Annotated in this window: 28 protein-coding genes; 10 read left to right on the top strand and 18 right to left on the bottom strand. The window is 61.1% G+C overall.

Annotation, left to right across the window (positions count from 1 at the left end; all coding sequences use genetic code 11):
- Positions 1-449: 449 nt before the first annotated feature.
- Positions 450-2,303 (top strand): ABC transporter ATP-binding protein, encoded by a 1,854-nt coding sequence (locus IEV40_RS05325; RefSeq protein WP_188419882.1) that lies wholly within the window; start codon positions 450-452, stop codon positions 2,301-2,303.
- 60 nt (positions 2,304-2,363) lie between these two features.
- Here IEV40_RS05325 and IEV40_RS05320 read toward each other — a convergent pair whose 3' ends face one another.
- Genes IEV40_RS05320 through IEV40_RS05310 form a run of 3 tightly spaced genes read right to left on the bottom strand, consistent with a single transcriptional unit; the run spans position 2,364 to position 4,241 of the window.
- Positions 2,364-2,774 carry a VOC family protein gene (locus tag IEV40_RS05320; protein WP_188419881.1) on the bottom strand — a complete coding sequence of 137 codons (411 nt, stop codon included), beginning with the start codon at positions 2,772-2,774 and terminating at the stop codon, positions 2,364-2,366.
- On the bottom strand, positions 2,771-3,337 hold the full coding sequence (locus tag IEV40_RS05315) for a helix-turn-helix transcriptional regulator (RefSeq protein ID WP_229723956.1): 567 nt from the start codon (positions 3,335-3,337) through the stop codon (positions 2,771-2,773). The genes IEV40_RS05320 and IEV40_RS05315 overlap by 4 nt, the downstream gene beginning before the upstream one ends.
- Entirely contained in the window at positions 3,315-4,241 is a 927-nt protein-coding gene (locus IEV40_RS05310; RefSeq protein WP_188419880.1) for a LysR family transcriptional regulator, read from the bottom strand. Before IEV40_RS05310 ends, IEV40_RS05315 begins: the two co-directional genes overlap by 23 nt.
- 201 nt (positions 4,242-4,442) lie before the next feature.
- Here IEV40_RS05310 and IEV40_RS05305 point away from each other — a divergent pair, with 201 nt between their 5' ends.
- On the top strand, positions 4,443-5,186 hold the full coding sequence (locus IEV40_RS05305; protein ID WP_188419879.1) for an SDR family oxidoreductase: 744 nt from the start codon (positions 4,443-4,445) through the stop codon (positions 5,184-5,186).
- Between the two features lie 204 nt (positions 5,187-5,390).
- Here the strand turns inward: IEV40_RS05305 and IEV40_RS05300 are convergent, their stop codons facing one another.
- Both IEV40_RS05300 and IEV40_RS05295 read right to left on the bottom strand, forming a co-directional pair.
- Positions 5,391-6,668, bottom strand: coding sequence for an MFS transporter (locus IEV40_RS05300; protein WP_188419878.1), 1,278 nt, complete (start codon positions 6,666-6,668; stop codon positions 5,391-5,393).
- A 124-nt stretch (positions 6,669-6,792) separates the two neighbouring features.
- On the bottom strand, positions 6,793-7,740 hold the full coding sequence (locus tag IEV40_RS05295; RefSeq protein ID WP_188419877.1) for an AraC family transcriptional regulator: 948 nt from the start codon (positions 7,738-7,740) through the stop codon (positions 6,793-6,795).
- 129 nt (positions 7,741-7,869) lie between these two features.
- On the opposite strand from IEV40_RS05295, the gene IEV40_RS05290 reads away from it, so the two are divergent.
- Positions 7,870-8,409: a carboxymuconolactone decarboxylase family protein gene (locus IEV40_RS05290; RefSeq protein ID WP_188419876.1), complete on the top strand. Its 540-nt coding sequence runs from the start codon at positions 7,870-7,872 to the stop codon at positions 8,407-8,409.
- Between the two features lie 107 nt (positions 8,410-8,516).
- Positions 8,517-9,008 (top strand): YkgB family protein, encoded by a 492-nt coding sequence (locus IEV40_RS05285; protein ID WP_188419875.1) that lies wholly within the window; start codon positions 8,517-8,519, stop codon positions 9,006-9,008.
- A gap of 80 nt (positions 9,009-9,088) precedes the next feature.
- On the opposite strand, the gene IEV40_RS05280 is transcribed toward IEV40_RS05285, so the two are convergent.
- A complete protein-coding gene (locus IEV40_RS05280; RefSeq protein ID WP_188419874.1) occupies positions 9,089-9,706 on the bottom strand; it encodes a CGNR zinc finger domain-containing protein in 618 nt (205 codons plus the stop codon).
- Positions 9,707-10,031: 325 nt separating this feature from the next.
- On the opposite strand from IEV40_RS05280, the gene IEV40_RS05275 reads away from it, so the two are divergent.
- The 5 genes from IEV40_RS05275 (at position 10,032) to IEV40_RS05255 (ending at position 14,239) form a co-directional block, all read left to right on the top strand.
- Complete coding sequence (locus IEV40_RS05275; protein WP_188419873.1) at positions 10,032-10,901, top strand: alpha/beta fold hydrolase; 870 nt, start codon at positions 10,032-10,034, stop codon at positions 10,899-10,901.
- Positions 10,902-10,952: 51 nt separating this feature from the next.
- A complete protein-coding gene (locus IEV40_RS05270; RefSeq protein WP_188419872.1) occupies positions 10,953-11,927 on the top strand; it encodes a zinc-binding alcohol dehydrogenase family protein in 975 nt (324 codons plus the stop codon).
- 63 nt (positions 11,928-11,990) lie between these two features.
- Complete coding sequence (locus IEV40_RS05265; protein ID WP_188419871.1) at positions 11,991-12,758, top strand: SDR family oxidoreductase; 768 nt, start codon at positions 11,991-11,993, stop codon at positions 12,756-12,758.
- Between the two features lie 177 nt (positions 12,759-12,935).
- Positions 12,936-13,601: a DUF3617 domain-containing protein gene (locus IEV40_RS05260; protein ID WP_188419870.1), complete on the top strand. Its 666-nt coding sequence runs from the start codon at positions 12,936-12,938 to the stop codon at positions 13,599-13,601.
- Between the two features lie 23 nt (positions 13,602-13,624).
- A complete protein-coding gene (locus tag IEV40_RS05255; protein WP_188419869.1) occupies positions 13,625-14,239 on the top strand; it encodes a hypothetical protein in 615 nt (204 codons plus the stop codon).
- A 78-nt stretch (positions 14,240-14,317) separates the two neighbouring features.
- Here the strand turns inward: IEV40_RS05255 and lipA are convergent, their stop codons facing one another.
- The 12 genes from lipA to IEV40_RS05195 form a co-directional block, all read right to left on the bottom strand.
- Positions 14,318-15,313, bottom strand: coding sequence for a lipoyl synthase (gene lipA, locus IEV40_RS05250; protein WP_188419868.1), 996 nt, complete (start codon positions 15,311-15,313; stop codon positions 14,318-14,320).
- A 145-nt stretch (positions 15,314-15,458) separates the two neighbouring features.
- On the bottom strand, positions 15,459-16,109 hold the full coding sequence (gene lipB / locus IEV40_RS05245) for a lipoyl(octanoyl) transferase LipB (RefSeq protein WP_188419867.1): 651 nt from the start codon (positions 16,107-16,109) through the stop codon (positions 15,459-15,461).
- Between the two features lie 20 nt (positions 16,110-16,129).
- Entirely contained in the window at positions 16,130-16,399 is a 270-nt protein-coding gene (locus tag IEV40_RS05240; RefSeq protein ID WP_188419866.1) for an HP0495 family protein, read from the bottom strand.
- A gap of 39 nt (positions 16,400-16,438) precedes the next feature.
- Positions 16,439-17,287 carry a D-amino acid aminotransferase gene (locus IEV40_RS05235; RefSeq protein WP_188419865.1) on the bottom strand — a complete coding sequence of 283 codons (849 nt, stop codon included), beginning with the start codon at positions 17,285-17,287 and terminating at the stop codon, positions 16,439-16,441.
- Positions 17,288-17,451: 164 nt separating this feature from the next.
- Complete coding sequence (locus IEV40_RS05230) at positions 17,452-18,603, bottom strand: D-alanyl-D-alanine carboxypeptidase family protein (protein ID WP_188419864.1); 1,152 nt, start codon at positions 18,601-18,603, stop codon at positions 17,452-17,454.
- Between the two features lie 102 nt (positions 18,604-18,705).
- Positions 18,706-19,335, bottom strand: a complete 630-nt coding sequence (locus IEV40_RS05225) for an alpha/beta hydrolase (protein ID WP_188419863.1) — start codon at positions 19,333-19,335, stop codon at positions 18,706-18,708.
- Positions 19,336-19,373: 38 nt separating this feature from the next.
- Positions 19,374-19,694 carry a (2Fe-2S) ferredoxin domain-containing protein gene (locus IEV40_RS05220; RefSeq protein WP_188419862.1) on the bottom strand — a complete coding sequence of 107 codons (321 nt, stop codon included), beginning with the start codon at positions 19,692-19,694 and terminating at the stop codon, positions 19,374-19,376.
- A 155-nt stretch (positions 19,695-19,849) separates the two neighbouring features.
- On the bottom strand, positions 19,850-21,004 hold the full coding sequence (locus IEV40_RS05215) for a VanZ family protein (protein WP_188419861.1): 1,155 nt from the start codon (positions 21,002-21,004) through the stop codon (positions 19,850-19,852).
- Positions 20,974-21,609, bottom strand: coding sequence for an ABC-type transport auxiliary lipoprotein family protein (locus IEV40_RS05210; protein WP_229723955.1), 636 nt, complete (start codon positions 21,607-21,609; stop codon positions 20,974-20,976). Before IEV40_RS05210 ends, IEV40_RS05215 begins: the two co-directional genes overlap by 31 nt.
- Positions 21,610-21,629: 20 nt before the next feature.
- Entirely contained in the window at positions 21,630-22,565 is a 936-nt protein-coding gene (locus IEV40_RS05205) for an MlaD family protein (protein ID WP_188419860.1), read from the bottom strand.
- A 56-nt stretch (positions 22,566-22,621) separates the two neighbouring features.
- Complete coding sequence (locus tag IEV40_RS05200; RefSeq protein WP_188419859.1) at positions 22,622-23,410, bottom strand: ABC transporter ATP-binding protein; 789 nt, start codon at positions 23,408-23,410, stop codon at positions 22,622-22,624.
- A gap of 14 nt (positions 23,411-23,424) precedes the next feature.
- On the bottom strand, positions 23,425-24,540 hold the full coding sequence (locus IEV40_RS05195; protein ID WP_188419858.1) for an MlaE family ABC transporter permease: 1,116 nt from the start codon (positions 24,538-24,540) through the stop codon (positions 23,425-23,427).
- 26 nt (positions 24,541-24,566) lie between these two features.
- Between IEV40_RS05195 and IEV40_RS05190 the strand changes: the two genes are divergently transcribed.
- A complete protein-coding gene (locus tag IEV40_RS05190) occupies positions 24,567-25,484 on the top strand; it encodes a biotin--[acetyl-CoA-carboxylase] ligase (protein ID WP_229723954.1) in 918 nt (305 codons plus the stop codon).
- Positions 25,485-25,487 lie beyond the last annotated feature (3 nt).

Below are 25,487 nucleotides of genomic sequence, written 5' to 3'. Positions count from 1 at the left end.
CGCGATTGCTCTGTGTATTTCGCCGGACAACTACCCTGCGCATGATACCAGACACGCCTTCGTGCCGGCAGGCAATTTAACGAAAATTTCACGCATCGTGGATGATGTACGGCGATCGTCCGCATACGTCGGATGCAACGATGCGTATGGTCGTGTCCCGCTGTGTGCCGGTATGGACGGATGGCCCTGCGCTCTCATGCACGGTTGCGCATGGCTGATTGCGGATCGTTGCATCGCATCGCGTTTGTTGATGATTATCGATGGCCGGCATGCAATGCACCGATGCCGGGGATGTGCAAGAATTTCGTCTTCTGCCGTTCGCCGCGTGCTGTTCGTTGTCTGCAATGCCTTGCGTGCGCCCCGATCGTCCGCCTTTGCTGTCCCTGCCGTGCGTCCCGTATGCGCGAAACATAAAAATTCCCGCGTGCCGGACCGATTTGGAGAAATGCATGCTTCGCTGGTTTGAAAACCTGCTGCATCCGTATCAGGATGCGCAACCCGCCACGCCGCCTTCGGGCTTCGTCGCGTTCATCTGGGCCTGCACCAAGGGTGCGCGCCGCTACATCCTCGCGATGACGCTGCTGACCGCGATGACCGGTGCCTTCGAGGCGCTGCTGTTCGCGATGATGGGACATGTGGTCGACTGGCTCGGCAAGGTCGAGCCGGCGCAGTTGTGGCAGCAGGAACGCGGCACATTGCTGCTGCTCGGCGGCATCGTGCTGCTGAGCACGGTGCTGGTCGCCTTGCAGACTTTCTTCAAGCACCAGACGCTGGCCGGCAATTTCCCGATGCAGCTGCGCTGGAATTTCCACCGGCTGATGCTGAACCAGAGCATGGGTTTCTATCAGGACGAGTTTGCCGGCCGCATCGCCGCCAAGGTGATGCAGACCGCGCTGGCAGTGCGCGACGTCTGCATGATCACCGGCGACATTCTCGTCTTTGTCGTCATCTATTTCGTCACGCTGACCAGCGTGGTCGGCACTTTCGACCGCTGGCTACTGGTGCCGTTTCTGGCATGGGCGACCTGTTACGCGATTGCGCTGAAATGGTTCGTGCCGCGGCTGGGCAAGGTGTCGCGCATGCAGGCCGATGCGCGCTCGCTGATGACGGGCCGCATCACCGATGCGTACACCAACATCGGCACCGTCAAACTGTTTTCGCACGCCGGCCGTGAAGCCGGTTATGCCCGCAGCGCGATGAAGGAATTCCTGGTGACGGTGCATGGCCAGATGCGACTGGTCAGCGGCTTCGAAGTCGTCAACCACACGCTCAGCATGCTGCTGATTCTCGGCACTGCGGGTGTGGCGTTGTGGCTGTGGACGCTGGGGCAGATCGGTGTCGGCGCAGTGGCGGCGGCAACCGCGATGGCCTTGCGGCTGAACGGCATGTCGCACTGGGTGATGTGGGAAATGGCATCGCTGTTCGAGCAGGTCGGCACCGTGCAGGACGGTATCAACACGCTGTCGCGCCACCATGCAGTGACCGATGCGGCCGACGCCGTGCCGTTGAAGGTGACGAAAGGCGAACTGAAATTCGACGAGGTCGGCTTCTCGTACGGTAGCGGCCGTCCCGTCATCGCAGGATTCAACCTGACGATACGCGCCGGCGAGAAAGTCGGTCTGGTCGGTCGTTCCGGTGCCGGCAAGTCGACCATCGTCAACCTGCTGCTGCGCTTCTACGATCTGGAAGAAGGTCGCATTCTGATCGACGGCCAGGACGTTGCGCACGTGACGCAAAACAGCCTGCGCGCGCAGATCGGCATGGTGACGCAGGATACGTCGCTGCTGCATCGCTCGGTGCGCGACAACATTCTCTATGGCCGTCCCGATGCAGACGAGCACGACATGGTCGATGCCGCCAAGCGCGCCGAAGCGCACGAATTCATTGGCACGCTGGGCGACGCCAAAGGCCGCGTCGGTTACGACGCGCACGTCGGTGAACGTGGCGTGAAACTGTCCGGCGGTCAACGCCAGCGCATCGCGATCGCGCGCGTGATGCTGAAGGATGCGCCCATCCTGCTGCTCGACGAAGCGACCAGCGCGCTCGATTCGGAAGCGGAGGCGGCGATCCAGGCCAGCCTGTACAACCTGATGGAAGGCAAGACGGTGGTCGCCATTGCGCACCGGCTATCGACGATTGCGGCGATGGATCGACTGATCGTGTTGGACAAGGGACGCATCGTCGAAGAAGGCACGCATCGCGAACTGCTGGCGCAGGGCGGTTTGTATGCACGCCTGTGGGCACACCAGAGTGGCGGATTCCTCGGCGAGGAGGTGGACGAGGAACTGGTTGTCAACGGCTGACTTGCGCACGATGGAGGCGGGCGCTTCATCGTGCCTTGATATCTGCTTTGCCTGCGCGACCTACTTCGAACGTACCTCGATCATCTTCCACCCATTGCCGGAAGGATCGCGAAAACCGGCATCGACGGTGCCGTAGCGTTCGACGGGGTCCTGCGTAAATTCCACACCCTGCGCATGCATGCGATTGCAAGCGGCGCGGCAGTCATCGACGGCCAGTACCAGCGGCGGCATCGCGCCTTTTGCGACGAGCTCGCGGGCGGCTTGCGCCGTCGCTGCATCCAGCACCGGCGGTCCAGGCAAGAATAGGCCAAGTTGGAATGACGGTTGATCCGGATGCTGCACCGTCAGCCAGCGATAGTCGCCGTTCCTGACATCCGTGTGAATGCGGAAGCCAAGCTTGTCGACGTAGAAGGCTAGCGCTTCGTCCTGATCCCGCACATACAGCCCGACCACTTGAATACCTTGTTTCATGGAACCTCCTTTTTTGAAGAGGGTTTCTTTATACCGGCCGCTGTCTGGCGTCGCTTCTCCGAAACTGCGATCGTGAGATCGGGGCGATGCGATGCGGCGACGATGCAGCCCGGCACTTCCGCCAATCCTTGCATCGCCGCTTTTGCACGCGCCCGGTTCGCACTCGGACTTTCGCCAGTGATATCGCGAAAGGTACGACCGAATGTACCCAGGCTTTCCCATCCGGTTTGAAATGCAATGTCGGTGATCGACAGTTTCGTATCGCGCAGCAGCGCCGTCGCGCGTTCGATGCGTCGCGTCAGCAGATAGCGATGCGGCGGAATGCCGAAGGCCTGCTTGAAGGCGTGGGCAAAGTGGTCGGCGGACACGTCGCTTACTTCCGCCAAACGTGCGACCGGCCATGCTTCGTGCGACGCCGCGTCCATCCTGTCCTTGGCGCGCAGCAGGCGGCGCAGCAGCCTTGGATCCTGGTTCGCCCGATCTGCGTCACGCTTGCCGGATGCCGCCGCAGATTTTGCGGAGAGGTTTCGCGAAAAAGTTTCACGCATGATGTTGTGAAACATCGGTCGTTACCGGCGAATTCTTCCGCGCGAATTCCTGCGTCGCCCAATCGAGAAACACGCGCACGCGCGGCGACAACTGCCGGTTGCGCGGATAGACCAGCGACACCGGCGCCGATGGCGGCGGGCGATCGTGCAGTACGGTGACCAGCCGGCCGCTTTTCAGGTCTTCCTCGATATGGAATCGCGGCACTTGCGCGATTCCCAGCCCGAGACGGATGCCGGCCAGATAGCTTTCCGGTCCGGTGACCGACAAGGTCGCCGGCAGCATCACGCTTTCGTGCGCTGCGCCGCCGGTGAATTCCAATGGCATCAGACTGCCGGTCGAGATCAGGCGGATGCCGACCATGCGATGACCGTCGAACGAGGAGATGTCGGTCGGCATGCCGTACTTGTCGAAGTATTCCGGCGTGCCGCAGGTCACGCGCTCCAGCATCGCCACCTGGCGCGCGATCAGGTCGCTGTCCGGCAGCTTGCCGTAACGCAGCGCGCAATCCATGCCTTCCTGTACCAGATCGACCCAGCGGTCGCTTTCGCTCATCGACAGTTCGATTTCGGGATGCTGCGCGAAAAAAGCCGGCAACGCCGGCATCAGGAAATGGCGTGCCAGCGTGCCTTGCACTTCCACGCGCAGCATGCCTTTCGGCATCGCGCCGCTGAATGCGCCTTCGGCATCTTCGACGTCATCGAGAATTGCCAGACAACGGCGGTAGTACGCCTCGCCGTCCAGCGTCGGTTTCACCGTGCGCGTGGTTCGCTGCAGCAGTCGTACGCCCAGTCTTTCTTCCAGTTGCCGGATCACCTGCGTGACCGTCGAGCGCGGCACGCCGGTGTCGTTCGCCGCCAGCGTGAAGCTGCGGCGCTCCACGATGCGCGTGAACAGCCGCATGGCATCGAGTTTGTCCATTGGCGTAGCTTACTGGTTATTGTTCGTTTAAATGGAATAGTGATGGCAATTTAGCATAGATTATTTTTCTCCGGCCGGCTGCCATAGTGTGATCACGGCGTCGCTGATATCGGTATCGAGCTTGACAGCCGATAGCGACAAATCGTCGACAACTTACGGACAAGCCACGAACAAACTACGAACAAACCGAAGGAGAAAAACATGAGTGCAACGCAAAACAACAAGGTCGCGATCGTCACCGGCGCGGCGCGCGGCATCGGCGCCGCCATTGCACAACGCCTGGCGGCGGACGGTTTCATCGTCGTCGTCAACTATGCCGGCAGCGCACAGGCGGCCGAAGTGGTGGTGCAGGACATCGAACGCGCTGGCGGCACCGCGATCGCGGCGCAGGCGAATGTCAGCGATGCGGCCGCCGTGGCCCGCATGTTCGATGCGACCGAAGCGGCATACGGCGGTGTCGACGTACTGGTCAACAACGCCGGCATCATGAAACTGGCGAACCTGGCCGACAGCGACGATGCGCTGTTCGACAGCCAGATCGCGATCAACCTGAAGGGTACGTTCAACACCTTGCGCGAAGCGGCGCGCCGCCTGCGCAGCGGCGGCCGCATCGTCAACCTGTCGTCCAGCGTGGTGGGTTTGTACCAGCCGACCTATGCGGTCTACGCGGCTACCAAGGCCGGCGTCGAAGCGATGACGCATGTGCTGACCAGGGAACTGCGCGGCCGCAACATCACGGTCAACACGGTCGCGCCCGGCCCGACGGCGACCAGTCTCTTCCTCGACGGCAAGCCGCAGGACGTGATCGATCGTCTTGCCAAACTCGCGCCGCTGGAGCGGCTCGGCCAACCGGAAGACATCGCTGCCGCCGTGTCTGTGTTGGCCGGTCCGGATGGCGCATGGATCAATGGCCAGACGATACGCGTCAACGGCGGCATCATCTGATGCCGGAAGCGGGTCGGAGAAACAATCGCGTTGTGTTTGTGCCGTGTGTTTTACCACATATGATCGTTGCCGGATTCATGTAGCGGTACGGACGGATTGTTCCAATGCCAAACCGGAAAGAGAAAAGCCTTCGATTCGAATCGAAGGCTTTTCTGATTTATCGGCGGAGACGGAGGGATTCGAATCCGCGATACGGAACGCTGTCTATGCGTGCCGCGGCTTGCCGACCAGCAGCAAGGCGATCAGCGTCAGCAGCGCGGAAACCGCGAGGTAGTAGCCGACGTACTGCAGGCCGTAATGCGTGGCCAGCCAGGTTGCCGCATACGGCGCCAGCGATGCGCCGAAGATGCCGCCGAGGTTGAACGTCAGCGACACGCCGGTGTAACGGATCGATGCCGGAAACAGTTCCGACAGCATCGTGCCCAGCGGGCCGTAAGTCATGCCCATCAGCGCCAGTCCCAGCGACAGGAAGAAGGTCACGCCGATCAGGCTGTCTTTGGCGAACAGCGGCGCCATCAGCAGGCCGAACAGGATGATGGCGGCCGATACCAGGATCATCGTGATGCGGCGACCATAGCGATCGGCCAACAGTGCGGACACCGGAATCGTGATCGCAAAGAACACCACTGCAAACAATTGCAGGACCAGGAACGTTTCGCGCGAATAGTCGAGCGCGGTCGTGCCCCAGCTCAGCGCGAACACCGTCATCAGGTAGAACAGCACGAAGGTCGCCAGCGCGATCACCGTGCCCAGCACCAGCATGCGGCCGTGTTCGCGGAACACGATGGCGATCGGCATCTTCACGCGTTCGCCTTCGTCGATCACTTTCTGGAAGGCCGGTGTCTCGGTGATCTTCAATCGTACGTACAGGCCGACCAGTACCAGCACCGCGCTGGCGAGGAAGGGAATGCGCCAGCCGTAGCTGAAGAACTGTTCGTCGGTCATGAATTCGGACAGCAGCAGGAAGATGCCGCCGGACAGGAAGAAGCCCAGCGGTGCGCCCAGTTGCGGGAAGCAGCCGTACCACGCGATCTTGCCCGGCGGCGCGTTTTCGGTCGCCAGCAGCACGGCGCCGCCCCATTCGCCGCCGAGGCCGAGGCCCTGGCCGAAGCGGCACAGCGCCAGCAGCAGCGGTGCCAGCGCGCCTATCGTTTCATACGTCGGCAGCAGGCCGATCGCGACCGTCGACAGGCCCATCGTCAGCAATGCAGCGACCAATGTCGCCTTGCGGCCGATGCGGTCGCCGTAATGGCCGAACACGGCGGAGCCGACCGGCCGCGCGAAGAAGGCGATCGCGAAGGTCGCCAGCGATTGCAGGATCGCCGCCGTCGGATCGGAAGACGGGAAGAACAGGTGCGGAAACACCAGCACCGCCGCCGTCGCGTAGATGTAGAAGTCGAAGAATTCGATGGTGGTGCCGATCAGGCTGGCGAACAGCACGTTGGCGGGCGAATTGACTTTCTCGAAGCCGTTGTTGCTCATGGATGTCTTCCCTGATTGCGTTGGTCCGGCGTGATGGGTGCTGGCTGGTGCGCCGTTTTTTAAGAACCCGCCATTGTAGAAGATTTGCGCGGCTACCCGTCGCCGGCCGTGTCGCAAATCGACATCAGTTTGCCACCGCTTCCTGCCGCTTCCAGCGCGCCGGCGTCATGCCCATGTGCTGCTTGAAGGCACGCTGGAACGAGGCTTCCGACTGGTAGCCGACCGTCTCCGACACGACGGAAACGGAAGCCGATGGCTTGCGCAATGCATTCGCTGCCAGCGTCATGCGGATATCGGTCAGCATGTCGCTGGCCGAACGGCCCATGCTTTCCTGGAAATGGCGGGCGAAGGTGGCGCGCGACATATTGCACAGCGCGGCCAGTTCCGGCAGCGTCCACGGTTTCTCCGGTTCGTGGAACAGCGCCGACAGCGCTGGTGCCAGACGCGGATTGCCGGCCAGCGCCAGCAGGCCGGACGGCGTCTGCGCCGCTTCGCCGGCGAAGCGCAGCGTCAGCGTGAACAATGCGGCCGACAAGGCATTCAGCATCGCATTGCCGCCGATGTTCTCGTTGCCGGCTTCGGCGCGCATCATCGCCACCAGCCCGGCCAGTTGCGCGCCGGTCGGCGAAGACGAGGCCGCTTCGCGGCCGGCTGGCACCACCAGCAGCGGAGGCAGATATTCGCGCAGCAGCTTGTCGTGCGGCCGTTCGACGATGAAGCGGCCGCACAACATGTCGAGCCGTTCGCCGTTGCCGCCGTTTTCGGTGATCGTCAGGTTCAGTCCCGGCCGCTTGGTGGCCGGCCCCGGCGGCACGCCGCTGCCGTCGTGCAGGACGTGCGGTGCACCGTGCGGCAGGATCACGATGTCGCCGGTTTGCAATGGACGTACCGGCTCGCCGGGCGCTTCCAGGATGGCGCTGCCGCCGACGATCACGTGATACGGCAGTTCGCCCGGCGGCGACGGCTCGTAGCCGACGCGCCACGGCGCGCCGTAGGCGCAGCGGATTTCCAGCCTGCCGCTGACCGGAATCATGTTCAGCAAGCGGCTCAGCCAGTCGATGGGTGGCGACATGCGGTTCTCCCTGTGCAAAATGATGTGAGACGAATCGATATTTTATTGAGTATTTTAAATCTTATAAAACTCATTTCGCTTCCCTAAAGTGACGACTCCACAACAACTGTTTTGAAAAGGAGTTTCACCATGGACCGTATCAACACCCCAGCCATCGAATCGGCAACCGGCGCAACTGCAGAAGTCTACGCACATATCCGCAAATCCATCGGCAGCGTGCCGAACCTGTTTGTCGCGGTCGGCGCACACGGCCCGGAAGCATTGAAAGCGGTGCTCGCCGCCGAAGGCGCACTGGCTGCCGGCACGCTGGACAAGAAGGACCAGGAAACCATCAAGCTGCTCGTCAGCGTGCTGACCGGTTGCGATTACTGCGAAGCCGCGCACACGGTCATCGGCAAGATGGTCGGCCTGCCGCAGGATGTGATCGGCAAGATCCGTCGCGGCGAACCGACCGGTGACGCCAAGCGCGACGCACTGATCCATCTGGTGCGCATCCTGGTCCAGACCAGCGGCACGATTCCGGCAGCGGAATTCGATGCGATCAAGGCCGCCGGTTATACCGATCGCCAGCTGGTTGAAATCAGCTTCGCGATTTCGCTGGTGATTTTCACCAACGTCTTCAACCGCATCAACGACACGACAGTGGATTTCCCTGTCACACCGCGTTGATCTGCGTGCGTCACCCGCGGCGAACGTCCTGCCGGCGTTCGCCGATTTCATGACAGCCGCAAACACAATCACAAGCAACATCGTTTATCGCAGCAAAGGGAAAACAAATGCAATTCGTCGTCGACACTCTGGGCCGTTCCGGCCTGTTGAAAAAGGATCTCGATCTGCACGTCGTGCGTGCATCCATGGTCATCATGTTCTTCTTTTTCGGTTACCAGAAATGGTTCGAATACGAAGCGCAGATCCTGATTCCGTTCATCAGCAACGGCCCGCTGATTTCGTGGATGTATCCGGTCTTCGGTATTCGCGGTGCAAGCTGGTTTCTGGGTGTGGCGGAATGGACGTTCGGCGCACTGATCTTCCTGGGATTCTGGCATCGCCGCCTTGGCATTCTCGGCGCACTCGGTTCGGTCGTGACGTTCGTCATGACGGTCACCATCATTCCTTTCATGCCGGGCGGCTGGGCGGAATCGGCCGGTGGCTTTCCGGCGATGGTCGGCAATGTGCCGTTCCTGATGAAGGACGTCGTCCTGCTCGCTGCCTCGATTTATCTGTTGAAGCAGGATGTGAAGCACGCGGTATCGTTGCGTGCGGCATGACGCGAACGACTTTCGATAGTAAAAACGGCTCCCGCAAGGAGCCGTTTTTACTGGAAGAGGCAAGATGTCCGCTGAATGACTCAGGTCTTGCGGGCGCGATGTGCCGCCTGCTTTGCGCGATTGCCGCAGATCGCCATGCTGCACCAGCGTCGCGCATGGCCGCGGGTCTTGTCTGCGAACAGCAGCGTGCATGCATGACCTTCACAGGCTTTGACGTAGCTGAAATTCTCTTCGCAGACGACGCGCGCCATCGCCTCGGCGATCGGTAGCAGCAGCGATTCGGGCGAGCGCCAGCGCCGCTCGCGTTGCCATGCCACGCCGGGTTTGTCGTCCGTATCCGTTTCCGTGATTTGCGCGAAACCTTCATCGCGCGCCAGGATGCGATTCAGCGGTTCCAGTTCGCGCAACGCCGTTTTCGGCAAGGCCTCGCCCTTGTGCGCCAGCACGAATCCCCGGAACCACTCGCGCAATCCGCGCGCCTGCGCGGCGATCGCATCCAGTTCACCGGGGCCGGCGCTGCGCCGGAAATCGTCCAGCACCTTCTGCGGCACCAGTTGCGCCTGTGCCAGCCAGTTCAGCAAATCCTCGCCGGAACCCAGCCATTCGACCGGCGTATCCAGCGGTGTAGCGACCGAATTGAGGAAATCCAGGCCGAGCGCATCGGCGATGAAGATCGCGGGCGGCAGCGTTTCCTTCATGTGCAGCTCCTGTGTTTGGTTACATCAAATAGTAACTTATTTGAATTGTAAATAGAAGTTACTTTTATGTCGGTTAAGAGTAATGGCGGCAAGCGTTATAGCAATATGCAAGATTTTAACAACAAGGAATATATTTATAATTTGTTGAAAATAAAGGGATTTTAATGAAATTGTGGCTGGTTTTAATTTTTCGGATTGGATAACCCTTAAAAATTTGTTTGACAGGTTACGTTGTGATGTATAACCTCTAATCCGTACTTGAAGCAGTTATTTGACAACTGCCTATCCGGTTATTCATTCGATCGTTCATCTCAAGGAGCCTGTCATGTATCAAGTCCGCCATAAAAAAGTCGTCGTCGATGGCCTGGAAGTTTTCTATCGCGAAGCCGGTCGCGCTGGCGATCCGGTGTTGCTGCTGTTGCACGGTTTTCCGAGCAGCAGCCACATGTTCCGCGACCTGATTCCGCTGCTGGCGGATCGCTTTCACCTGATCGCGCCGGACCTGCCCGGCTTCGGCCAGACGCAATTGCTGCCGCGCGAACAGTTCGCCTACACCTTCGATGATCTGGCAAATGTAATTGCGCACTTCACCGATGAGCTGAAACTGCAGCGTTTCGGCATCTACATCTTCGATTACGGCTCGCCGGTCGGCCTGCGTCTTGCGCTGAAGCATCCGGAACGCGTCACCGCGATCGTCACGCAGAACGGCAACGCCTATCTGGAAGGGTTGAGCGAGGGCTGGAATCCAATCCGCCAGTACTGGCAGGAACCGAATCAGGTCAATCGCGATGCGTTGCGCGCGCTGTTGCAACCGGAAACCACGTTGTGGCAATACACGCATGGCGTGACCGACAAGGAAGCGGTGTCGCCGGACGGCTATTCGCTCGACGATTTCTACATGACGCGGCCGGGCGCGCATGAAGTGCAACTCGATCTGTTCCTCGATTACGCAAACAACGTCGCGCTGTATCCCGAATTCCAGGCGTATTTCCGCCAATACCAGCCGAAGCTGCTGGCCGTGTGGGGGCGCAACGATCCATTTTTCCTGCCGGCCGGCGCCGAAGCATTCAGGCGCGATATTCCGCAAGCAAAAGTCGTGTTCTACGAAACCGGTCACTTTGCGCTGGAGACGCATGCCACAGAAATTGCCGGAGAAATCCGCAGCTTCCTGTTGGAGCAGATCGCTGCGGCGTAATTCGGCTCTTCATTCATCCCATTTCAAAATTCATCATCAAAGGAGTGCAGCATGCGCGCCATCGTCATCAAGGAATACGGCCCGGTCGAGGGGCTGGTCTATCAGGAACTACCAGAACCGACTGCGGAAGCCGGCCATGTGGTCATCGAGATCAAGGCTTTCGGTTTGAATCATGCGGAGATGCACATGCGTCGCGGCGAATGGGCCGAATCAATGCCGGTTCCCGGCATCGAGTGCGTGGGCATCGTCAAATCGTGTCCAGGCGGCGAATTCAATATCGGCCAGAAAGTCGCGGCGCTGATGGGCGGCTTGGGGCGCACGATCAACGGCAGCTATGCCGAATACACGAAAGTGCGGATCGAGAACGTCGTGTCGATCGAATCGGATCTGCCGTGGGAAGTGCTGGCGGCGCTGCCGGAAACTTATGCGACCGCGTGGACCTGCCTGTTCCGCAACCTGGAAATCAAGACGGGTCAGACGCTGCTGATTCGCGGTGCGACATCGTCGTTCGGCCAGGCGGCGATCAACATGGCGGTCAACGCCGGTGTGAAGGTGATCGCGACGACACGCAGCAAGGAACGCTTCGCGATGCTGGAAAGCCTGGGCGTCACGCGCTGCGAACTGGAAGGGTCGGGATTATCGACGCGACTGCCCGATACGAAGCGGATCGACGCCGTGCTCGATCTGGTCGGCAACAGCGTCGTGATGGATTCGCTGAACATCGTACGGCGCGGCGGCCGCGTCTGCCTGGCGGGCTGGCTGGGCGGACTCGATCCGATTCCCGATTGCAATCCGCTGCTGCAGATGGCCAGCGGCGTGTACCTGACCTTCTTCGGCAGCTTCGTGTTCGGCGAACCGCAATTCCCGTTATCCGATGTGCCGCTGCAGGACATCGCACGCGACGTGGCGGAAGGGCGCTATGTCGCGAGGCCGTCGCGCGTTTTTCATTTCAATGAAATCCACGAAGCGCATCGCGTGATGGAAGCCAATCAGGGCAAGGGAAAGATGGTCGTGCTGGTGGACTGACGGCGCACTGTTCGCATCATTTATTCGACAAACATTCATTCGATTACATTCAGGAAAAACATCATGCAAAAAACAGTCATCGTGACAGGCGCCAGCCAGGGTATTGGGCGTGCAACCGCGATTCGTCTCGCAAAGGATTTCGCCAACGTAGTGCTGGTCGCGCGCAATGCCGACAAGCTGGAAGGCACGGCGAAAGAAGTGGGCAGGGCAGGTGCGCAGGCATTGGTTATTGCGATCGACTTGAGCGAACCGTCTGCTGCGGACAGTATCGTCAACCAGACGCTGGCGCGCTTTGGCCGCATCGACGCACTGGTCAACATTGCCGGCGACGTGCCGCAGATCGATCTGTTCCAGATGACGGATGCGCAATGGGATGCCGGCATGGCGCTTAAATTCCACGGTGCACGCCGGCTGACGATACGTGCTTGGGATGCATTGAAGGCGACGCAAGGTTCGGTGGTGCTGACATCCGGCAATTCAGCCGATGTGCCGAAGGCGGCGTTCGCCGCCGTGGCAGCGATCAATGCGGCAATCGTGTCGCTGGCGAAGGCGTTTTCCGAACGCGGCATTCACGACGGCGTGCAGGTCAACAGCGTGCTGCCGGGGCCGGTGATGACTGGCCGGCGCGAAGCTTTTCTCGACAAATGGTCGGCGGCGAACAACATGTCGGTGGAGGAGGCGAAGACCAAATTTCTTGGTGCAGCCGACATCGCGCGTTACGGCCAGCCGGAAGAGATCGCCGAACTGATGGCCTTTCTCGTATCGCCGGTCGCGAAATGGATGACCGGATCGACACTGCGCATCGATGGCGGTGAGGTCAAGGCAATGTGATGCCGAGCGGTGGGGCTGGCGTATAAGGCTGGCGCATGGAGCAGCCGTTCGGCGATGCCAATCAGGTACGTGTTGAAAATATGTTACTTATTATGTTTATAATATTTAACGTTTGTTCGCCTGTTTCATGGCACGGACATGATGATCGCCGGATGACTGCCGCAAGGCGGAGACCGAATGGAAGGAGACGAATTGCGATACGAAAGACTGCCGAACATCGTGGTGAAATCCTTCGCCGGCTTGAGCTGGTGTGTGCTCGTCGTATTGCCGGCGGCAGCCTACGACTTCCCCGAAAACATGCCGGCCCGCAAGCCCGGTCTGTGGGAGATCGTGATGACCGGCACCATGGATGGCTTGGGAACGGTCCAGTCGAAAGAGCAGTATTGTCTGGATGCGCGCGCGGACCGGGCCTTGCACGAACTCTTCATCCTGCGCAAGGAATTGCAGGTCGTGTACCCCGACCTGACTTGTCAGACACCCCGCTTCGACCAGGCCGGCAATGTCCTGAGCGGCGAGATGCTGTGCAGGACCAATTCGCAGACGGATGCCGAAGATGCCGGCAAGGATTTCCGCTGGAAGTACACGTTTGAAAGCGACAGCCATGTCGTGCTGGAAGAGCACGATACAGCGCGCGACATGCTGTTCTCCGGCGAAAGCCGCATGGTTGAGGAGCAGCGCTGGATAGGCGAATGCGCAGCCGATCAAAAACCCGGCGATGGCATCATGGATCGCCCCGGCAAGCGGGAAAAGGGCGAGTACGACAATATCTACGAATCTCTGAAAGTGGTGAAGAAGCTGCTGAATGAAGGCATCGAGATCAACCGACGCCTGGGGCCGATGTGATGCGCCGCGCTCACCGATTATCCATGCTGGCGGGAACGGTTTCTCTGGCTTGCGCTTCCTTCGCGTTCGGCTTCGATCTGCCGGCAAACCTGCCGGCGCGCGCCGAAGGATTGTGGCGCATCGATCGGAGCGGAACGATCAGCGACGGCAAGACCACCTTTGAAATCCAGAAGATCTGGAACGTCTGCCTCGATGCAAAGGCCGATCGCGCATTGCATGCGCTGGAAGTGTATGAACAGCAGGCGAGCGTTGCCGGCCTTAACGAAACTTGCGAAGACCCGCAACCGGCGTTTGCAGAAAATACGCTGTCCTGGAGCATGCACTGCGCCGGCCCTTCTCCGATCGAAAACAAGACAGGCAAGACGGATATCCGGCACACCACGACCTTCGTTGCCGACGACAGGACGCAGGCCGAATCCGTCATCGCCAATCGCGACAATCTGGTGGAGAGCGACGGCCGCTTCGTCACGCAGATGCAGCATCTCGGCGCCTGCGAAGCCGGCATGCAACCGGCCGACATGACGCTGATGCATTGGCGGGTCAATGGCGAAGAGACGCTGAAAGCCCGCCAGAAGCGGAACGTATACAGCGAGATCGAGTACTACAGGAAATTCACGGCGTCGCGATTGCAAAGATAGGGATTGCCGGCATTTCCTGAAAGTGCTCTACCGAAGCGGGTTGGATGCCGGCTCTGTCGTGCGTTACGGACTGCGCGTTTAGTTGGTCGGCAATATCGCCGTCGTCACGCCATGCGCCTGCTGATCCGCGTGGTAGCTGGAACGCACCATCGCGCCGACAGCCGCATGCTTGAATCCCATCTTGTAGGCTTCTTCCTCGTACATCTTGAAGGTGTCCGGATGCACGTAGCGGCGCACCGGCAAGTGGTCGCCGCTCGGCATCAGGTACTGGCCGATGGTCAGCATGTCGACATTGTGTTCGCGCATGTCGCGCATCACCTGCAACACTTCTTCGTCGGTTTCACCGAGGCCGACCATGATGCCGGACTTGGTCGGCACTTCCGGATGCAGGTCCTTGAAGCGCTTCAGCAGATTCAGCGAATACAGGTAGTCGGAACCGGGGCGCGCTTCCTTGTAAAGGCGCGGCGCGGTTTCGAGATTGTGGTTCATCACGTCCGGTGGCGCGGCCTTCAGGATTTCCAGCGCACGATCCATGCGGCCGCGGAAGTCGGGCACGAGGATTTCGATCTGCGTGTTCGGCGACAGTTCGCGCACGCGATCGATGCAGGCGGCAAAATGGCCGGCACCGCCGTCGCGCAGGTCATCGCGATCGACCGAGGTGATGACGACGTAGTTCAGGCGCAGCGCGGCGATCGTCTTCGCCAGATTTTCCGGTTCGTTGACGTCGAGGGGATCGGGGCGGCCGTGGCCGACGTCGCAGAACGGGCAGCGACGCGTGCACTTGTCGCCCATGATCATGAAGGTCGCGGTGCCCTTGCCGAAGCATTCGCCGATGTTGGGGCAACTGGCTTCTTCGCACACGGTGTGCAGCTTGTGCTCGCGCAGGATGTCCTTGATTTCGTAGAAGCGGGTCGATTGCGACGCTGCCTTCACGCGAATCCAGTCTGGTTTCGGCAGGCGTTCGGCCTGTACCACCTTGATCGGGATGCGGATGGTCTTGGCCGCACCCTTCTGTTTTTCGCTGGGATTGTAGGCGGGAGCGGCAGGTGCGGCGGAGGTGGAATCGGTGGTCATCTGGCTGGTCGCTTGTGGTTGTGTGCTTTCGATTTGGTGCCGGATAGGGCGCCGTCGATAGCGCATGGCGCGGAGTTTGTCGTTGCCATGTCGGTCAATAAAAAAACAAATGCGATTGCAAACCTGCGGAGCGTTCCATGTCGCCTTAGCGCGCCAGCTGCGCGAGCAGCTGATCGGCCAGTTGTTGCTGCACGGCGGCCGGTGCGGCTTGCGCACCGACGCTGCGCATATCGACAGTTTCCAGCCCTTCGTAGCCGCATGGATTGATCCACGTGAATGGCGTCAGGTCCATCGCGACGTTCAACGACACGCCATGATAGGTATGGCCGCTGCCGCGAATCTTCAGTCCGAGCGCCGCGATTTTAGCGCCGCGCTGCGGGCCGTCCGACAGGTAAATGCCGGGCGCGCCGGGTTTGCGTTCACCGGCCAGATTATACGCCGCCAATGTGTCGATCACCGCCTGCTCGATGCGCTGCACCAGGTCGCGTGCCAGCAGTTTGGCGGCGGCCTGGCGGCGGCGCAGATCGAGCAGCAGGTAGACGACGACCTGGCCGGGGCCGTGATAGGTGACTTCGCCGCCGCGATCGGTCTGCACGACCGGTACGTCATGCGCATTCAATACATGCGACGGATCGGCGGCGAGACCGAGCGTGAAGACCGGCGGATGTTCGACGATCCACAGTTCGTCTGCGGTGTCGGCGGTGCGCGCATCGGTGAAGGCGCGCATCGCCGCAAACGTCGTGTCGTAATCCTCGCGGCCGCGCTGGCGGACGACGGGCGGCAATGGTGCGGACATGAAGAGTCGAGCGTTCGCCGTTACAGGACGAATTTCACCATCGGGTGCGACGACAATGCGCGATATAAATCATCCAGCTGTTCACGGCTGGTGGCGCGCACGGTCAGCGTCAGCGACAGATAGTTGCCGGCCGACGATGGACGCATCTCGACCTTGCCCGCGTGGAAATCGGGATCGTGCACGGTCACCACCTCGACGATGGTTTGCGCAAACGTGTCATGCATGGTGCCGACGACCTTGATGGGGAAGTCGCTCGGATAGTCGATCAGGCTTTCTTTCTGTTCTGTCATGGTTCTGCATTCCGTGCCGCAGGGCGGCAGTTTGATGGGTCAGGCACGCTTGGCTATCTGATAGGAAGCGTACAACTTCTTGAATATGGGGCCGGGTTTGCCGTTTCCAACGGTACGGCCGTCGATGCTGGCGACCGGCAGGATTTCCTTGCCTGCGGAAGACAGCAGCACTTCGTCGGCAGTGAATACTTCATTGCGCGCGATGCGGCGGCTTTCGAACGGGATGCCGTTTGCTTCGCACAGCTCCGCAATCAGATGATAGCGGATGCCTTCGAGAATCAGGTTGTCGACCGGTGGGCCGAGCAAGGTGCCGTCTTTCACGATCCACACGTTCGACGACGAACCTTCGGTCAGGCTGCCGTCGCGGAACTGGAGGGTTTCATTGGCCTGCTGCGCGGCGGCATTCTGCGCGGCCAGCACGTTGCCCAGCAACGAGATCGACTTGATCTCGCAGCGCAGCCAGCGCTTGTCTTCCATCGTCACGCAGGCGACGCCGTTTTCCAGCATCGCCAGTGTCGGCGGAATCAGCGGGTTGGACATCAGGAACACGGTCGGCTTCGGCTCCTGTGCAGGGAAGGCGTGTGTGCGCGGCGCCGGACCACGGGTGATCTGCAGGTAGGCCAATTGATCTTCGGTCGGCGCGGTCTGCACGACCTTGTCGACCAGAGTCAGCCATTCGGCTTCGCTGTGCGGATTGCGGATGTTGACCGCTTCGATGCCGCGGAAGAAGCGCGCCAGGTGCTGGGCCGGGCGGAACGGCTTGCGGTCGTAGACGGGGATCACTTCATAGATGCCGTCGCCGAAGATGAAGCCACGGTCGAGCACGGATACCTTCGCTTCGGAAAGCGGAGTCATCGCGCCGTTCAGATAGACAAAAGGATCTTCCATGGGATGCGTCCGGTGAGTTGGAAATTCATTCTAAACGCTGCGGCCGGCGGCCGTATGCGGGCGTGATGATTCTCTCAGGCAAGCGGCCAAAGAAAAACGGCAAGATCGTTGGTGCCGATCTTGCCGTTTCTTTCATCGCGATTGCTGTGCGATCGGTGCAGCGATCAATGCAGCAGCAGGCGTAGCGAATCCAGCGCGCGGCCGAACATGCCGGCCTGGCCGACCTGTTCCAGTGCCAGTACCGGCAGTTCCGCGATGGTCTTGCCGTCGGCGGTTACTTTCAACGTGCCGACCGTGCTGTTCTTGTCGATCGGTGCCACCAGCGGATCCTTGCGCGTCAGCGAGGTCTTGATCTTGTCGGCGGTGCCTTTCGGGACCGTCACGTACAGATCGTGGTTGAAGCCGATCTTCAGGCTGTTCTGCGAACCCTTCCAGACGTTCGGCGTATCGACGGCCTCGTCTTTCGCGTACAGGCGCACCGTGTCGAAATTCAGGAAGCCCCAGTTCAGCAGCTTCTGGCTTTCCTGCGTGCGCATCTGGTCGGACGACGTGCCGAGCACGATCGAGATCAGGCGGCGGTCGCCGTTCTTGCCGTTCGGGCGCTTGGCGGTGGAGATCAGGCAGTAGCCGGCGTTTTCCGTGTGGCCGGTCTTCATGCCGTCGACGGTCGGATCCAGCCACAGCAGGCGATTGCGATTCGGCTGGCGGATCTTGTTGTAGGTGAATTCCTTGGTCGAATAAATCTTGTACAGCTCGGGGTGATCGACGGCCAGATGCGAGGCAAGGGTCGCGAGATCGCGCGCGGTCGAATAGTTTTCCGGGCTGGGCAGGCCGTGCGAATTGCTGAAGTGCGTGGATTTCATGCCGATGCGTTCGGCTTCGCGGTTCATCATCGCGACGAAGGCATCTTCGGTGCCGGCGATGGTTTCGGCCAGCGCGACGGCAGCGTCGTTGCCGGACTGGACGATCAGGCCGTAGACCAGATCATGCACGCTGACCGGCACGCGCGGTTCGATGAACATCTTCGAGCTTTCGGCATCGACTTTCCATGCCTTGGTCGAAACGGTGACCATCTGATCCATCGTGATGCGCTTTTCGTTCAGCGCGTCGAACACGACGTAGGCCGTCATCAGCTTGGTCAGCGATGCCGGCTCGATGCGCATGTCCGGTTCGTTGGAAGCCAGGATCTGGTCGCTTGTCGCATCGAGCAGCAGCCACGATTTGGCGTTGATGGTCGGTGAGGGAATGGTGATCTGGGCAAAGGCGGAGGAAACCGAGAGCAGGGCGACGGCAAAGGCCGCAAATAGTTTTTTCATGAGGCTGATCGAGAACGGGCGCGTACCGTAGGGCGTGCGACGGGTTGACAAAATTGAATCGAAAATCGAATCGTCTTGTGCAGTGCAAACATCAAGGCGAGGTCAGCAAGGCCACATTTCGACCACGAAACGCTTGATATGTTGCAACTTGCGGTTGAAAAAATGATCGGAGCCCGGCACGACGATGACAGGCAGGTCCTGCGGACGCGCCCAGTCGAAGACATCGGCCAGTGGAATGGTCTCATCCTGTTCGCCGTGGATCACGATGGTGTCCTTCGGCACGGTCGGCAGCGGCCACTTTCCTGGTGCGGCGCCGCACAGCACCAGGCGCTCGGCCGGCGTGCCTTGCTCTTCCAGGCGTTTCTGCAATTGCGTCTGCACGAAGGTGCCGAACGAAAAGCCGGACAGCACGAACGGCAGTCCCGGATATTGCGCGCGCATGTGTTCCAGCAGCTGCGCCATGTCGTCGGTCTCGCCGCGCCCTTCATCGTACTCGCCGCCGGAAGCGCCGACGCCGCGGAAATTCATGCGTACCGTCGCATAGCCGAGCGAGACGAAGGCGCGCATCAGCGTGGTGACGACCTTGTTTTCCATCGTGCCGCCGAATAGCGGATGCGGATGCGCGACCAGTGCCAGGCCGCGCGGTGCGTTGTTCTGTGCATCGTCCGGCAGGTCCAGTGCGCATTCCAGCGGGCCGGCTGCGCCGGCGAGGGTGAAGGGTTGGGTTTTCATGAGGACGCTCGGTGACGGAAAACGTTGCGCATGCGGATTCAGATGACAAGGCGCTCGACGATTTTTCCGCCGACCAGATGTTCGTCGATGATTTCGTCGATATCCTGCTCGTCGACGTAGGTGTACCAGGTGCCTTGCGGGTAAACGACGATGACCGGGCCTTCCTCGCAACGTCCCAGGCAACCGGACTGGTTGACCCGCACGTCGCCGTTACGATTCAGACCGAGTTCCTTGACGCGCGCCTTCAGATGCTGCTGCGCCGCATGCGCGCCCTTGTCGGCGCAGCATTCGCGGCCGTCGTCGCGTTTGTTCATGCAGACGAATACGTGCTGGCGGAAAAAAGGCTTGTCGTCGGTCATTGCATTGCTCGCTTCATGTTGCTTGTTTCGAAGCACTGCTTCAAAGAGCGAAATGATACACCCGCTGACTTGTCGGCATCGACATTGGTACTTGCTACGTCAGCGATAGCGGCGAGCGTTGCAGCGTCTTCGCACATTTCGGCGGAACGGTTTCCTTACTTTCGCTTCGTGCGGTGCGTTGCGTGCAGCAGGAACCACAGCGCGCCGAACGGCCATAGTAGCGACAGGAATTGCGCCGCGCCGTTGAAGTTGAGGAATTTTCCCTGCACCCAGGTTTCCAGCGTGGCGACGAAATACGGATTCGGTGGCGCGAGATTGACGGCGAGCAGCGCGATGACCAGCAACGCTGCCGCGCAACGCCGTTGCAGCGGCGGACGCAGCCGCGCCAGCATGGTCGACAAGGCGATGCCCAGCAGCAGCCCGCCCATCGCGCCGGCCGTGACCCACGCAAACGCATTCTGCGGTTTGAACAGCAGCGCCGATGCCAGCGTCTTGACGGCGAGTGCAGCCAGCAGCCAAGCGCCCGGCAGCAGCCAGCGCGGCGCCTTGTCGCGCAGCATGCAATGCAGCGCCAGCAGTGCACCGGCAACCTGGCAGGCGGTGATGACGGTTTCGGCCAGCCAGTATTGTTCCGCCGACAGTTGTACGCCGCTGCGCAGCAGGTCGCCCAGATCGATAGGAATGTCCAGCCAGGCCGACAACCATTCGGAAAGAATCGGCAGGATCTGGCCGTTACCGAACAGATAGCCTTGCGGATAGATCTGCGCCAGTGGCCACAGCGCCAGGATGATCAGCCCGCGGCTGGCCTCGGCGGTGAACCAGCGATGGCGGACGTGACGCAGCCGGCTGCGTTCCAGCACCAGATGACTGCTGCGGCTGCCGATGACGGCGCCGACCAGCGCGCCCAGGCTGTTGGTCAGGAAATCGAGATTGGAGGCGACACGATTGGGCAGGAAGGTCTGCAGCGTTTCCATCGTGCCGGAAACGACGATACCCAATAGCAGCGCCAGCAGCATCGCGGCGACATTGCGGATGCGCGGATGCAGCGCATAGACGGCAAGAATGCCGAGCGGAATGTAGCCCAGCACATTGATCGTCGCATCGAAGCCGGTCCAGTAGCGCGGCATGCCGGCGAACAGGTACGCCTGCAGCGGCAGGCCGACGTGCTGCCAGCCGGTAAACGGATACAGGCTGGCATAGACGATCAGGAACAGCCACGCCAGCAGTGCGCCGCGCGACACGATCGATGCTTCCGGCTCGACGGCCGGATGCTGGGGCGTCATTTTTTCGGGGGCAGTGCTGCCAGCCATGCGCCGACCTCGCTGATGATGGCGTCGCTGGCAGTGGCCAGCGCGGCTGCGCCGCCCTTGGCATCGGCGCTGGTGGCGGGCATTTGCCTGACGAAGTTTTTCTGTGCGCGCAGCACGCGGCCGTCAAACAGCGATGCGCGGATGGCGACATGGACGGTGCTGCTGCCGGCGCTGGCGAAGGTCTGCGAAAAGTCGTCAGCTTCCAGATGCAGCACCGGCAGATTGATCGCGCCATCGGATGCCGATACGACGACACCGCCGGCGCGCGCCAGCGACGCTTTCAGCCGCTGTTCGAACAACTGTGCCGGCGGCATCGTCCATTTGCTGGCCGAGTAGGGCCGCGGCTGCAGATCGTTGGCATAGTTGAGCCGATAGAACATCATCTGGCTGTCCATCCATGCCGGCGCGCGAATGTCGGCGACGCTGATGGCCGGCAGCGGCGATGCCGAGACGATATTTGATTTCAGCGGACCCAGATCGTACAGGTCCATATCGGCCGGCGGCGTGCCTGCGCATCCGGACAGGAGGCCGGCAAGCAAGGTGCCGGCCGCCAGCGCAGCGACAGCGCGGCGGCGGGAAATGAAAGTCGTCAGTACAGTCATCATGGAAAGCCTTGAGTGTGAACTTACGGCGCGGCAGCGCTGAATCCGGCTTCGCCGGGGCCGGGCGGTACTGGCGAGGCGCCGAACAGGATGCTTTGCGGTCGCTGGTTGAACGTCTCCAGCGTGCGGTTCAGTGCGCGCATCGAGGTGCGGGTTTCACCCAGCAGCGGCACCGCCTGGTATTCGACCATGGCGGCGGCGGAGCCGACGTTGTCCACCGTCTGGTTCAGGCCGGCGAACGGGCCGTCGGGTGCGTTCAGGTGCATGGTCAGGTCATTCAGGTTGGCCGTCAGCACGCTGGCCTGGTCGGACAATTTGTTCAGCGATGCCAGCGTGCTGTCGGCGCGCTTCGTCAGGCTGGGCAGCTGCTCCAGCGTCGGCTGCAGTTTTTCCGGTACTTCGGCCAGCTTGTTGGCGGCACGGCTGACGTCGTTGAGCGCGGAAGTCGCTGCCTTCAGGTTGGCGTCGGACAGCAGTTGGTTGGCGCGTGCGGCCAATTCTTCGGTCTGTTTCAGGATTGCCAGGCCGCGCAGTTGCAGCGTGTCGAGCAGGCCGGGGCGCAGCGATATGCGTGCCGGTTTTTGCTTGGACGTCGGCAGCAGTGTCGGGTCACGGCCGTTGTCGTCCAGTTGCAGATAGGCGAGGCCGGTCACGCCCTGATAGCTGAGCGTGGCGAAGGTCGAGTGCGTGATCGGCGTATCTTTCGTCACGCTGAAACGGATCAGGATCCGCCCCGGTTTCTGCGGATCGAATAGCACGGCGTCGACACGGCCGACGTCCAGCCCGCGATAGCGCACGCCGGCCTGCGGATTCAGGCCGGGTACCGACAGCGTGGTGGCGATCTCGTACGGTACGCGTTCGACGCGGTCGCGGTTGAACCACATCGCGATCAGCACGGCGGCGATCAGCAGCGCGAGGGTGAAGATGCCGGCCAGCAATGCATGTGCCTTGTTTTCCATATGCGACTCTCTGGGTTTTCCTGCCTGTTTGTTCCTGTTCTTTTGCTACTCGTCCGCTATTCGTCCGGCATCGCCTCGATCGCACGCAATCCGCGTTCGCCGCGGAAAAATGTTTCGATGAACGGATGCTTGAACTCGACCACCTTGTCCGGTTTGCAGTAGGCGATGATATGCCTGTCGGCCAGCACCGCCACGCGCGACGACAGCGCAAACAGCGTATCCAGATCGTGCGTCACCATCACCACCGTCAGTTTCATCTCGTCGTGCAGGTTGCGGATCAGCCTGACGAAGCTGTCCGAGGCGTTCGGGTCCAGCCCGGCGGTCGGCTCGTCGAGAAACACCAGTTCCGGGTCCAGCGCCAGTGCGCGTGCCAGTGCGACGCGCTTGATCATGCCGCCGGACAGGTCGGCCGGCATCTTGCGCGCATGCTCGCAACCGATGCCGGCCATCTGCAGTTTCAGCAGCGCCGCATCGCGGATCACCGATTTCGACAGCGTACCCAGTTCGCGCAGCGGTTGCGCGACATTGTCGAACACCGTCAGCGCCGAAAACAGCGCGCCGTGCTGGAACAGCATGCCCCAACGATTGCGCAGTTGCTGCAGCCGTTCGCTGTCGATGCGGTTGATGTCTTCACCGAACACGCGCACCGTGCCCTGTGCCGGCTGCGTCAATCCCAGCATCTGCCGCAGCAGCACCGTCTTGCCGGAACCGGAGCCGCCGACCAGCGAGACGATTTCGCCGCGGTTGATCGTCAGGTTCACATCGTCGTGCACGACCGTCTCGCCGAATTGCGTGCGCAGGTGTTCGATCTCGATGATCGGTTCGCGGTTCTCTTCCGGCAGCATTGGATCGCATTCGTTCAAAATCCCACCCCGCTGAAGACGATGGCGAACACCGCGTCGGCCAGGATCACGATGGTGATCGAACTGACGACCGAAATCGTCGTGCCTGCACCCAGGCTTTCCGTATTCGGCTCGATGCGCAGGCCGAAGTGGCAGGCCACCAGCGCGATCAGGCCGCCAAATACGACGCCCTTGCCCAGGCCGATCCAGTAGTTCGCCAGCGGCACGGCATCCGGCAGTTCGGTCAGGAAGTACTTGAACGTCAGATGCAGTTCCACATTGGCCGCCACCATGCCGCCCAGCAGCGCCATTGCATCGGTCCACACCACCAGCAGCGGCATCGAAATCGCCAGCGCGATCACGCGCGGCATGATCAGGCGATAACCGTGCGGCAGCCCCATCACCAGCATGGCGTCGAGTTCCTCCGTCACGCGCATCACGCCCAGTTGTGCGGTGATCGCGGAGCCGGAACGGCCGGCCACCAGAATCGCCGCCAGCAGCGGACCGAGTTCGCGGATCACGGCCATGCCGAGAATGTTGACGAGAAAGATGTCGCCGCCGAACTGGTGCAATTGCTGCGCCGACAGATAGGACAGCACGATGCCGATCAAAAATCCCACCAGCGCCGTGATGCCCAGTGCCTGATAGCCGGTGTGGAAGATGCTGGCGGAGATTTCCTTCCACGGGCCACGTTTCGGCTGCCGGATGAAGCGGCCCAGGTCCAGCACCAGCTGGCCGATCAGCGTGATGAAGCCGGTTACATGATCGAGCAGATTGCATTTGATCCGGCGCAGCGTATCCAGCGAATACCAGTGCGGTTTCGGCAGCTTCCTGATTTGCAGTGTGCCGGTTTCCTCCAGCCGCCGGAAAAAATCCTCGTGTTGTGGCGCCAGCGCCAGTTGAGCCGGGCGCTGGCGTCCCCAGGCATTCCACAATAGTTGCGCGCCGATGTAATCGAGCGCTTCAACTTGCGAAAGATCCCAGCGTAGCAGATGCGCATCGCGTATCGCATGCAGCGTCTCGTTGACTTTTTGCATTGCGGCGCGATCGGCCAGCGCACGCACTTGCCACGATCCGGTGGCGGTCGCGTTGTCGTTCTGGCGAATGAGCGTGGGCGCAGCGAAATTCGGCATCAGGCAAGTGTAAGGGAGAAACACCGATGTCGCATCATCAGTCTGTGGTACGCGGCAGCGATGTGCGTGCGATTGGCTGCACGATAGTCGTCGAATGGCCGTACTCCGCCGCTGCAATCTGCCGCTACAATGCCGCCATGAATTCTTTCCCTTCCGCGCCTCCCTCCGTCCAGAGACTGGCCGGCCTGTGCGGGCTGGCAGCGCAAGACATCGTGCTGGAAATTGTCGCCGAAACCGGTTCGACGAACGCCGATCTGCTGGTGCGTGCGGCACGGCAGGAGCTGACAGGGGCGACATTGCTGTGGGCATTGCGTCAGACGGCCGGCCGCGGGCGCGCCGGGCGCAGCTGGCATTCGTCGGACGATGCGACGCTGACCTTTTCGCTGGCATGGCCGTTTGCATTGTCGCCGCAGCAGCTGGCCGGTCTGCCGCTGGCGGTGGGTGTGGCGGTGGCGCAGACGCTGGCGGCATCCGGCATCGATGTGCGGCTCAAATGGCCGAACGATATTTTGCGCAACGGCGACAAGCTGGCCGGCATCCTGATCGAAACTGCGGGCGATAAACATCGGCGCGGCACGATCTGGGCCGTCATCGGCATTGGCATCAATCTCGCGCAGTCCGATGTATTGACAGCGCAGGTAGGTCGTGTGGTGGCCGATGCTTCCGAACTGGACAGCGATCGCGAACGCCTGATGGCCGATCTGCTGACCGCACTGGCGGAAGTCTTGCCGTTTTTTGCCGAGCAGGGATTCGCCGCATTCGCCGATGCGTGGAACCGGCACGATGCCTATGCGGGTGCGCCGGTGAACATCGTCGACCAGGGGCGCGTGCTGCAGCAGGGAACGGCGCGCGGCGTCGATACCAGCGGCTGCCTGCAGCTCGATACCGATCAGGGCCGTGTCGCGATTGCGGCCGGCGACGTTTCATTACGCATCAAGGAGTAGGCA

The organism is Oxalicibacterium solurbis (assembly GCF_014635845.1).
GTDB lineage: Bacteria > Pseudomonadota > Gammaproteobacteria > Burkholderiales > Burkholderiaceae_D > Oxalicibacterium > Oxalicibacterium solurbis.
Note: the sequence above shows the minus strand (reverse complement) of the source record. Positions and strands in the feature narration are given on the sequence as shown.

Coding starts and splice junctions, on each gene's coding strand:
- IEV40_RS05325 (WP_188419882.1), top strand. CDS start 450: ATGCTTCGCTGGTTTGAAAACCTGCTGCATCCGTATCAGGATGCGCAA.
- IEV40_RS05320 (WP_188419881.1), bottom strand. CDS start 2,774: ATGAAACAAGGTATTCAAGTGGTCGGGCTGTATGTGCGGGATCAGGAC.
- IEV40_RS05315 (WP_229723956.1), bottom strand. CDS start 3,337: ATGTTTCACAACATCATGCGTGAAACTTTTTCGCGAAACCTCTCCGCA.
- IEV40_RS05310 (WP_188419880.1), bottom strand. CDS start 4,241: ATGGACAAACTCGATGCCATGCGGCTGTTCACGCGCATCGTGGAGCGC.
- IEV40_RS05305 (WP_188419879.1), top strand. CDS start 4,443: ATGAGTGCAACGCAAAACAACAAGGTCGCGATCGTCACCGGCGCGGCG.
- IEV40_RS05300 (WP_188419878.1), bottom strand. CDS start 6,668: ATGAGCAACAACGGCTTCGAGAAAGTCAATTCGCCCGCCAACGTGCTG.
- IEV40_RS05295 (WP_188419877.1), bottom strand. CDS start 7,740: ATGTCGCCACCCATCGACTGGCTGAGCCGCTTGCTGAACATGATTCCG.
- IEV40_RS05290 (WP_188419876.1), top strand. CDS start 7,870: ATGGACCGTATCAACACCCCAGCCATCGAATCGGCAACCGGCGCAACT.
- IEV40_RS05285 (WP_188419875.1), top strand. CDS start 8,517: ATGCAATTCGTCGTCGACACTCTGGGCCGTTCCGGCCTGTTGAAAAAG.
- IEV40_RS05280 (WP_188419874.1), bottom strand. CDS start 9,706: ATGAAGGAAACGCTGCCGCCCGCGATCTTCATCGCCGATGCGCTCGGC.
- IEV40_RS05275 (WP_188419873.1), top strand. CDS start 10,032: ATGTATCAAGTCCGCCATAAAAAAGTCGTCGTCGATGGCCTGGAAGTT.
- IEV40_RS05270 (WP_188419872.1), top strand. CDS start 10,953: ATGCGCGCCATCGTCATCAAGGAATACGGCCCGGTCGAGGGGCTGGTC.
- IEV40_RS05265 (WP_188419871.1), top strand. CDS start 11,991: ATGCAAAAAACAGTCATCGTGACAGGCGCCAGCCAGGGTATTGGGCGT.
- IEV40_RS05260 (WP_188419870.1), top strand. CDS start 12,936: ATGGAAGGAGACGAATTGCGATACGAAAGACTGCCGAACATCGTGGTG.
- IEV40_RS05255 (WP_188419869.1), top strand. CDS start 13,625: ATGCTGGCGGGAACGGTTTCTCTGGCTTGCGCTTCCTTCGCGTTCGGC.
- lipA (WP_188419868.1), bottom strand. CDS start 15,313: ATGACCACCGATTCCACCTCCGCCGCACCTGCCGCTCCCGCCTACAAT.
- lipB (WP_188419867.1), bottom strand. CDS start 16,109: ATGTCCGCACCATTGCCGCCCGTCGTCCGCCAGCGCGGCCGCGAGGAT.
- IEV40_RS05240 (WP_188419866.1), bottom strand. CDS start 16,399: ATGACAGAACAGAAAGAAAGCCTGATCGACTATCCGAGCGACTTCCCC.
- IEV40_RS05235 (WP_188419865.1), bottom strand. CDS start 17,287: ATGGAAGATCCTTTTGTCTATCTGAACGGCGCGATGACTCCGCTTTCC.
- IEV40_RS05230 (WP_188419864.1), bottom strand. CDS start 18,603: ATGAAAAAACTATTTGCGGCCTTTGCCGTCGCCCTGCTCTCGGTTTCC.
- IEV40_RS05225 (WP_188419863.1), bottom strand. CDS start 19,335: ATGAAAACCCAACCCTTCACCCTCGCCGGCGCAGCCGGCCCGCTGGAA.
- IEV40_RS05220 (WP_188419862.1), bottom strand. CDS start 19,694: ATGACCGACGACAAGCCTTTTTTCCGCCAGCACGTATTCGTCTGCATG.
- IEV40_RS05215 (WP_188419861.1), bottom strand. CDS start 21,004: ATGGCTGGCAGCACTGCCCCCGAAAAAATGACGCCCCAGCATCCGGCC.
- IEV40_RS05210 (WP_229723955.1), bottom strand. CDS start 21,609: ATGATGACTGTACTGACGACTTTCATTTCCCGCCGCCGCGCTGTCGCT.
- IEV40_RS05205 (WP_188419860.1), bottom strand. CDS start 22,565: ATGGAAAACAAGGCACATGCATTGCTGGCCGGCATCTTCACCCTCGCG.
- IEV40_RS05200 (WP_188419859.1), bottom strand. CDS start 23,410: ATGCTGCCGGAAGAGAACCGCGAACCGATCATCGAGATCGAACACCTG.
- IEV40_RS05195 (WP_188419858.1), bottom strand. CDS start 24,540: ATGCCGAATTTCGCTGCGCCCACGCTCATTCGCCAGAACGACAACGCG.
- IEV40_RS05190 (WP_229723954.1), top strand. CDS start 24,567: ATGTCGCATCATCAGTCTGTGGTACGCGGCAGCGATGTGCGTGCGATT.